The organism is Microbacterium luticellae, assembly GCF_050408645.1.
In the GTDB taxonomy this organism is placed as follows: Bacteria; Actinomycetota; Actinomycetes; order Actinomycetales; family Microbacteriaceae; genus Microbacterium.
This window is the reverse complement of record NZ_JBNTKE010000008.1, coordinates 43266-51604: the sequence shown is the minus strand read 5'-3', so window position 1 is coordinate 51604 and position 8339 is coordinate 43266. Positions and strand designations below refer to the sequence as shown.

General features: G+C 56.9%; 5 protein-coding genes. 4 read left to right on the top strand and 1 reads right to left on the bottom strand.

Annotation, left to right across the window (positions count from 1 at the left end; translation table 11 throughout):
* Nucleotides 1-686: 686 nt before the first annotated feature.
* Entirely contained in the window at nt 687-1412 is a 726-nt protein-coding gene (locus ACQUSW_RS13680; RefSeq protein WP_428932867.1) for a GntR family transcriptional regulator, read from the bottom strand.
* Nucleotides 1413-3182: 1770 nt separating this feature from the next.
* On the opposite strand from ACQUSW_RS13680, the gene ACQUSW_RS13675 reads away from it, so the two are divergent.
* From ACQUSW_RS13675 to ACQUSW_RS13660, 4 genes are all read left to right on the top strand, one after another.
* Nucleotides 3183-3578: a hypothetical protein gene (locus tag ACQUSW_RS13675; RefSeq protein WP_428932866.1), complete on the top strand. Its 396-nt coding sequence runs from the start codon at nt 3183-3185 to the stop codon at nt 3576-3578.
* A gap of 734 nt (nt 3579-4312) precedes the next feature.
* On the top strand, nt 4313-5458 hold the full coding sequence (locus tag ACQUSW_RS13670; protein ID WP_428932865.1) for a hypothetical protein: 1146 nt from the start codon (nt 4313-4315) through the stop codon (nt 5456-5458).
* A 138-nt stretch (nt 5459-5596) separates the two neighbouring features.
* Nucleotides 5597-6997 carry an ApeA N-terminal domain 1-containing protein gene (locus tag ACQUSW_RS13665; RefSeq protein ID WP_428932864.1) on the top strand — a complete coding sequence of 467 codons (1401 nt, stop codon included), beginning with the start codon at nt 5597-5599 and terminating at the stop codon, nt 6995-6997.
* Between the two features lie 420 nt (nt 6998-7417).
* Nucleotides 7418-7972 (top strand): hypothetical protein, encoded by a 555-nt coding sequence (locus ACQUSW_RS13660; RefSeq protein ID WP_428932863.1) that lies wholly within the window; start codon nt 7418-7420, stop codon nt 7970-7972.
* Nucleotides 7973-8339: the final 367 nt, after the last annotated feature.

The window sequence follows — 8339 nt, the reverse complement described above, 5'->3', positions numbered from 1 at the left end:
TCCCACGCCGAATCACTCAACTGATGACGCGCCGCAGCCGTAATTCCCCGCATCGACACGAACTTCTTTTCCGTAACGAAACGATCATCCAGAATCGCTGACGTCTGCTTCAACTTCTCCACCATAGAAACTCCTTTGTTCCGATTCCGCGCTCAATACAAGTTCAGGATTACCGCGTCACGAGCCCGGTATCTTCGCGGCGGCGATGTCATGTGTTGATCCGACGTGGAACAACACGCCGTCGCCTGGCAGCGCCTGCTTGCGTTCCTCTGTATGAGGGTGCCGCTCATAATGTCTATGTCGATGGAGCCTGGCGATATCGCATTCACGGTGGTCTCGTCCGGGCCGAGCTTGCAGGTGACCGATCAGCATTACAGCCCGTGACTTCGTCGCCTAGTAGCGCCTCTTCCAGAACGTGCCACCGCTGTGCGGGGCAGTCCCCCATAACAGGCCGACTATGCGGCCGCCGCCGTGGGCGTCCAATGACCCCTATGCCCCACCGACGCTCCGCCGGGTCGCGAGCCGCCCCACGGACGATGTCGCCCGGAGCGTAGACACTCGGGAAGATGCGGGCGCACTGATCACTGCCGATGTAGGCGGTTACATAGTCAGCCATATTGCTCCCTTGCAAATGGACTATTTCCTATAGGAAAGGTAGCAAGAATTACACAGGAGTCAAGCCACGGCTAGTCAGAGCGCGTTTCATCCTCGGCATCGAGCTCGTTGAGGGCGCGCGTCCGCACCCCGTTGATGTGCGCTGCCACTGCTGCAACGATGTCTCCCGTAACACCCAATTCGAACGCACGCAGGATGGCCGCGTGCTCCGCCACCGCCTCACGAACATCGGCGGGGCCTGTGTGCACCGCCTGCCTCATGCGATGCCTAAGTGCATCCAACTGGGCGTACATTTCGACCGCGTAGCGGTTATTCGCCCTCTTAAACATGACCGCGTGAAAATCAGCATCCGCCTTGAAATATGCTTGCGTCACATTCAGTGGCGCACGCTCCCTCTGCTCATGTCGGCGCACGATCTCGTCAGCGATGCGCACGTGATTGCGATGCGCGACGCTGAGGCTCCGGGCGGTGGTGGGCGCATCGCCGCTGGCACCTTCTGCAGCGAACGTCTCGAGCATCAGACGCGCATCGAAGAGCTCCGTCATCTGTTGTCGATTAAGAGGCGGCGCCACCCGGTACCCTTTGAGTGCCTCGCGGATGACGAGACCGGTTCGCTCCAGATGCACCAGCGCCTCACGCACTGGGGTAGGAGAAACCTGCAAGTCCCGAGCGATCGTCTCGATTGAGAGCCGCTCACCCGGCTCGACCTCGCCTGCGAACAGGATCCGAAGCACGGAGTCGTACACCTGATCCCGAAGGGCACGTCGGTCTATGTCACCCTTATATTCTTCGATCACATTGTTCCTCTACGTTTATACACTTCATCAAGAACCGAGCAGAGACTCATTGATTACAGACACCGATATGCAACTTTGAAATGATAAATGCATGGCTACAAAAGTACATTGTCCGGTGAATGAGAACCAATCATGATACTTCCCGACAAATTTGAACCTTAAGCATGTTGGACTATTTCATCATGTTTATTCACGACTTGTCTCAGGCTCGTGAGTCAAGTGTCTAAAAACTACAGAGCCATAGCTGGGCGTCAACAATTGCACATACCTTCCGCAAGTCCATAAATGATAATTTCTTCAGCGCTGTGAGCCACAACATGCCAAATGCTACGTGGCACTCCGGCCCAGAGGCAAGCACGAAAACTGTCCCACAGTCATTGATTGACACACGCAGTGGCGATCGAGACCATCAACGCTGATTGAATCCCTCCCCCAATTCGAGCTATTTTTACCTGAGACCCTTTCAGCTGACCAGGGTCAGCTGATGCTTTAGTCGACTCGGGTTTCTGTTGCTAGGCAGCCAAGTCGATTGTGCTTCTCACGATGGTCTTGTACTCGATCGGAGCGAATTACCGCAGCACGACTTGTCGCCGATTGCGGCGATATTTACTCTCGATCCATGGCACAGTCTTGAGGAGTAACTCTGCACGGGTGGCCGATCGTTGCGAGTCAAAGATATTTTTTGCAACAGACCAAGGAAGCTTTCCAAAGCGACGTTATCTGCCCCGACTCGGCGAACCAACATCTGTGGATTGTGACCCATACATATGCTGAAATCGCCGCGAATCAAATTGAGCTCCACATTCAGAACACAAAATCACACTCTGGGATTATTTGTACTGTGTGAGCGGTTCTCCAACGCCTGCACTACCAGGATCCCGAGCGGTCCATCCGGGAGTAACCCCTCGGGAGTTTTGCGACCTCGCTGACCAAAGTTCGCATCGTAGAGCGACCGAGTAGCGTGCCGGGTCAAAGAGCGATTAGCGGCGGTTCCTTCGCTCTTCACGCTCGCGCTTGAACCGCTCATGCAACACATCAATGGGGATTTCCAGAATGAACCTTCGTCGCTGGGGACCAGTCCGGTCAACTCCTAGATATGACGCTGGTCATGTCCCTGTCGATAGAACAGGTTTCTTCCCTCCGAAGCCTCGCCATGTCCACAAAGGCAAACGGGTGGCCAATAAAACTCATAGTTACATACTTGTAACGGCATGTCCGCTCTCGGCGTTCACTTCGTGGCAGTGGAGCTCAGAAGTTAGTGATCGCCCTTTCGAGGCGTAACTCGGCAGCCTTGAACCAGCATCGGTTCTGTTGCGAACCCTCACTAGGCAGACGTTCCACTCAAAGGAACCGTCATTGAAAGAAACCACCACGCCATGAAAGCCCCCATCAGCCATGCCTCCGAGGACAAGGAGCGACACATCTGCAATGGACGCGGGACTCTGTTAATGAGGCCACCCTTGGCCTTGTACTTGAAGCGTGGCATGAGCCCGATCGGCCTTGGATCCTCTGGTCGAATAAACTTCAAATACAAGCACTCGAACTCAGAATAGACACCGAACAGTTTTACGAGAACATGCGGGTTCGGGTGGCGGTCGGAATATGCCCAGGCCGTCGAGCTGATCGTCCCGCAGCACCTTCCGGTCGTCGTTGAGCGCGTGTCTGCGCAGATCTCATGAGCACATGATAAAAGAGGCGGCGACCGCCCTAGCCGAAAGCAAGTAACTCTCGAAGCTGGAGCAATCACTGCCACATGGGTGGTGGGTGACGATGCCATTTCAGACGTCGTCGATGGTGGATGCCAGCGAGACAATGCGGGCTTCGCGTAGCCCGGTGAAGTGCTCGGTGTTCCAAGGTGTCGAAAAGGCCTACGCATTCGTCGACCTCCTTGAAGACCATGGCAGTCTCTACAAGCAACTACCCAGCAACGTTCGCCGCGATCTACCGACAGCGTTCTTTAGCCGCCTCGACGTCCACGTCACCGACCGAAACGTCAAGATCGACTCGCAACGCACGGAGATCAACGAAGCACTACACGACTTGCGCTCAAGCCCGACTCAACATCGAAGCAACCACTTCGACCAAAACGAAGAGGACCTCCCGCGATTCCGCGGAAGGTCCTCTTTCAAAACCAGGCAGTTCTATTCGGTCCAAAGGTTTGAATAAGCCTGTACTGGTCGGGCTGAGTCCCCACGCCGCCCTCCACACGCTGCAAGAAAACGAAACAAGTCACGTTATCGAGAACGGCGGCGCGCGGAGCCTCCTGCGGTCTGGGGCCCCGCTTTGAATTTGCGTCGGGCTGACAGGATTTGAACCTGCGCCCCCTGACCCCCAGGTAGACGGTTCAGCCCGGATCCTTGATTTTCTGGGCATCTCTACCCCGCAAACTGCCCCATTTCACGTCATGGATTGCATGGTTTGCATGCACCAGGTCCCGGCTCTTGGTAGCTTTCGACAGATCCTGAAGGGGTTTACGTGGGGTTTATGTAAGGGTCGCGATCGGGCTCCGTTCCGATCAGGTACGCGGCGAGAGTCGTACCCTCCACAGGAGTCCCCCGCCTGCGGTGCACCCTCCCGACGGCCGCGTCCACCTCAACGGGCTCTTCGTAAAAGACTTGTTGCTTCGGGTAGGCGAGATCGCTCCGAGATGGGCTCCCTCACATAGCCGCCAGATCGGTGCCGTGCCTGTCGAAGCTCTCTTTCTTTCCGGGGTGACAGTGGCACCGAAGGCTGAACCGCGCACACCGCCCTTCTGTCAATCCCACGCCTATCGAGGTGTGGATCCTGCGTGTCGGCTATTCGATGTCGGACGCTGGTGGTCAAATTGAGTTGTGACCCTGTAGACCGCGCTTCATGGCGACACCCGATCCAGGGGTCGCTACGAAGCATGGAGGTTTCAGATGAGTTCGACGAAGATCGTCATCGTTCCAGATGACGATGGAAACGAGCTGCCGCCGAGAAGTATCGTGCATGATCCGGCGGTCCTTGCCAGTAGCGCGCAGTCGATCTTGGACGCATACACGGCCGTCATGTCGAAGGTCGATGTCTCCGTGCTCATTCCGGCATTCGACTTCGCATCAGTAATGCCCCAGATCGATGCGAATGTGCTGGCCTCGATCGCCAATGCGCAAAGCATGCTACCGAAGATCGATGTCCTAATGCCTGCGCTCAACATCACCAGCGCACTCTCCGAACTCAGCCTCCAGGCGATCATGCCGAAGACGGCGATCTCCGAGGTTTTGGCTGCCCAGCAGTCGCTGTTTGCGAGCGTGCCCGACTATTCGTACGTTCTCGGTGGGATAACGAAGGACTGGTTTGCTGCGATTCAGCCGCAAGTCGATTTGACGTCGATGATGCGGCCGATCACAGAAATGCTGCGTTCAATCGATTGGGACGCGGTCAGCCGACGGCAGCAGGTTCCGGACAACTGGCCGGAGGACATAGATGAAAAGCTGCCTACGCTCATGGAACTGGTCAACCAAGATGGTATCCCTGCGGCCTGGGTGCCGCGCGCCGACGTGCTCAACGCACTACTCGCCGCTTCGCCCGGGGATGAGCGCTCCGAGGTGCTGGTTCTCCGCCGAGCGGAGATCCTCGAGGACTGCTCATACTGGATCGACGACCTCAGCGACCCAGTACTGGAGCCTGTGCTTCCGATTGCTCGTGAGGCGCTCGAGGCCTGCCGAAAGGGCCTCTGGAAGGTCGGGGCTATCTCCGCGGTTCAAGTTACCCACAGCATCGTAGAGGCCTTGCGATGGGTCAGTGACCGGCAGCGGGTTGCGAAACATCATCTTCTGAAGATGGATACGCCATACCCGATGCTGCTGGAGCAAGCGACTCGTGCTCCTCTCGTGCTCTTTTACGATGACTGGGACCCGCAGTCTGGCAAGCCCCGCCCTTCTCACCTGACCCGGCATGTCGTCTCACACCGGCTCGGCGAGGACCAGGTCAACGAACGCAACTGCGTCGTCGCCGTCATGCTTATGGCTTCTCTCCTTGTAACCGTGTACCAGCTCGATCTTGGGCAACGGGAAAAAGTCGCATGACCGCAACAGGAATTCCAAAATCTCGCATAAGCAGCTGCAACCGGGCTGTCGCCGACGTACGACTCGAGCGGATGGAACCGTGATACACCCCAAACGGAGCTACGCCCCGAACGTCACTCGCATAAGAGGAGAATTTTCGTGGCTGACGATCCGCTAGACACACAGGCCACGCATCTCGGCATGATCTTTGGAGGTGGCGGTGGATCAGAAGCTGCACCCGCCACGCTCACTTTTGATGACCGGGGCGCACGCCTCACAGTGCCGTACCTGCATTTCGGTGCTGACGAACGTTTCGATGTAATCCGCGGATGGTTCGTCCATCAGATGACACCAACATGCCTCGTCTTTGTGACAGCAGGGCACCAGTTCACACTCGCTGGGATCCGTTGGGCAGGCTATCGGGAGAACGGGAACGTCAGCCTAGGGACCTTGTCCGCTCATCGTCTCGTCGGCGGGGACCAATCAGCATACGCACAAGACGGCCTCACCGTGACGGGCTTCCAATCACACATGGACGCGCTCCAGCACTGGACGGCGTTCAACGCAGCAACATATGAGAGCATCACCGACGAACATGGCTTTGTAGAGCGCCTTGAGGCCGTGGTAGAAACTACGGAAGACGTCACCTGGACGCAGGGTGATGCCGAGATGCGCCTCACCTCAACATGGCAAACCGACCAAAGTCAGCCGGGGTTCCATGTCAACGAATGGGCCGTCCTGCAAAGCACGTTCACTTCGCCAAGGTCTGTCGATGACCACATGCACGAGCATGAGAAGATCCGCAGACTGCTCGTGATCCTCTACGGCGCGGACATCCCATTTCGACGTCACGAGATCCGGGACGAGAGATACTACCCACGTACCGGCGATGGGCACGTCTACTCTCGGTCGGGTCGGTCGCTCTACGCATCGTGTACTTTCCGGGAACGCTCGCGACCGCCGGTGGAGAAAGCGACCTTGCAGAAGTGCGTCGGTCGCCTCGCATCAATTGGCAGCGAAGGGCTCACCCGCTGGGGCTCAGAATTCGAAACTTGGAAGCGCGTCATCCATCCAGCCGCTGCGATCTTCAGCCGGGAGAGAGCAATGCTCGAAGATCGGGTGATCAGCCTCTCAATGTGTTTGGAAGCGGCGGGCCAGATCCTCGGTCAGAAAGACGGTGAAGACGCCACGTACAAGCCGGGTCGACGTCCTGAAACCATGGCCACTCATGTTTACCGCTGCCTGTCTTCGCTGGATGTCGACTGGAGCGACGTTGCCGACTCCAAAGTCGGCATTGCGCGCGCCGTCGCCAACAACTACCGCCAAATAAAGCACTACGACGCAAGTGACGACTTTCCCGCGGGAGAGGAAACGTTTCTAGTCAGCCAGGTGGCCGCAGCCACAGTTCGTCTTCTGATCGCGAACATCGTGGTAGCAAGCGGCGATCTTGCCCAGAATTGGCAACCCGTCGTAGGAGACGCACTCCAGTGGTTCAAATCACACGAATTACGAATCGACGCGTCAGGATCGTTCGTTCTAAGTTCCGTGCTACACAAATAAGAAAAGTCGGCACCTTTCTTTTTGGCAGTCCCTCGGCCGCTGAGTCTCGGCGCAATGCTCTGTGGCCAAGCGGGATAGAAAGCGAAAGAGGCGACAACGTGATCAAAGTACAGTCATCCGACGAGGCTCACGTTCGATCCTCACTGTCTGACTCCACCATTCTCCATACGTGTCCTGCCACTTGACCGTGAAATCGACACCCAGACGACGTCCGAAGTCAGTTTTGTGGCCCCGAAACTCCAGTTTCCCGTCAAAGGCACCGCACGTTTGTGTTGACCCTGCAAACACGAATTCACCCGATGATGCGTCAACACTCACATTGTTAATACTGACGCCGTCCTGTGTATTGCTAAGGGCAAAAGCATCACCGATTGCAAGCTGATCGATTCGCTACACAGGACGCAGTGGCGGAACTGCGCGTTGAGCCGCAATCTCCGTCATCGCTTCGGCATGTCCCTCCGCTCGACCTGCCTCACGTTCCCTCTTCGCGATCTCCGCTCCATGCTGATTCGCTTGCGCTACCTGCAGCGCAGCCAAGGAGTTGTTCTTCTCAATCTGCTGTTTGGCATGTGCCTGCGCCTGGTCTGCCATCTGTTGGAGACGTTCAATTCGCTCACGCACTATGGTGCTGTCGGTGAGTATAGGTCTGACGTCGAGCAACTCACAAACGTCGTCGAAACGCCGCTTGGTGAGCTCCTCCTGTCTTCGCAACTCGATAGCGCTTCTATGAAGCGCATCGATTCGGCTTTTGGTCGTGACACGGAGACCACAAAACCAGCGAACAGCACGGCCAATGGGCGCCCAGAATCCGTTCCTGACATGTTGGCTAAAGATCGCAAGAACAGCAGCCACGACGAGGCCAGCAGCGATCGCAGAGGTGGCCTGAACCCACCACTGCTGCAAAAGCTCACCCAAGTCATCACAAGAATGAGGATACTATTCGGCGACGACAAGTCGTATCCGATGGGCTGGTAGCCTCCGGCCGGGACAGAATCAGCCTCCTTCACGCAGCAGTCTCCCGCGCGAATCAAAGCGACCAATTTGAGGCGTAAGAGCACCGCGCCACCATACCTTCCTCCATCGACCAGGAGTATCGTGCCTATCTCTTGGTAGTTGAGTGGCTCTGAGGAAGATGCGCGCCCGCGCCGAAGCTGATCACACAGTCAGTCACGAGTTCGGCGAGACATTCTTTCGCTCCCAGCGACAACGGCATGGAGAAAACCTTTTCCCCATGCTCCCCGGGGCACTGGGAAGGGCGCGCCTCTTGTCGAGGCTCGGACGCCTCCGCCTGTCAGACCTCTATGCCTGTATGAGGATGTTGGTGGGAGTTCGATGACGCTCG

Coding starts and splice junctions, on each gene's coding strand:
- ACQUSW_RS13670 (WP_428932865.1), top strand. CDS start 4,313: ATGAGTTCGACGAAGATCGTCATCGTTCCAGATGACGATGGAAACGAG.
- ACQUSW_RS13675 (WP_428932866.1), top strand. CDS start 3,183: ATGCCATTTCAGACGTCGTCGATGGTGGATGCCAGCGAGACAATGCGG.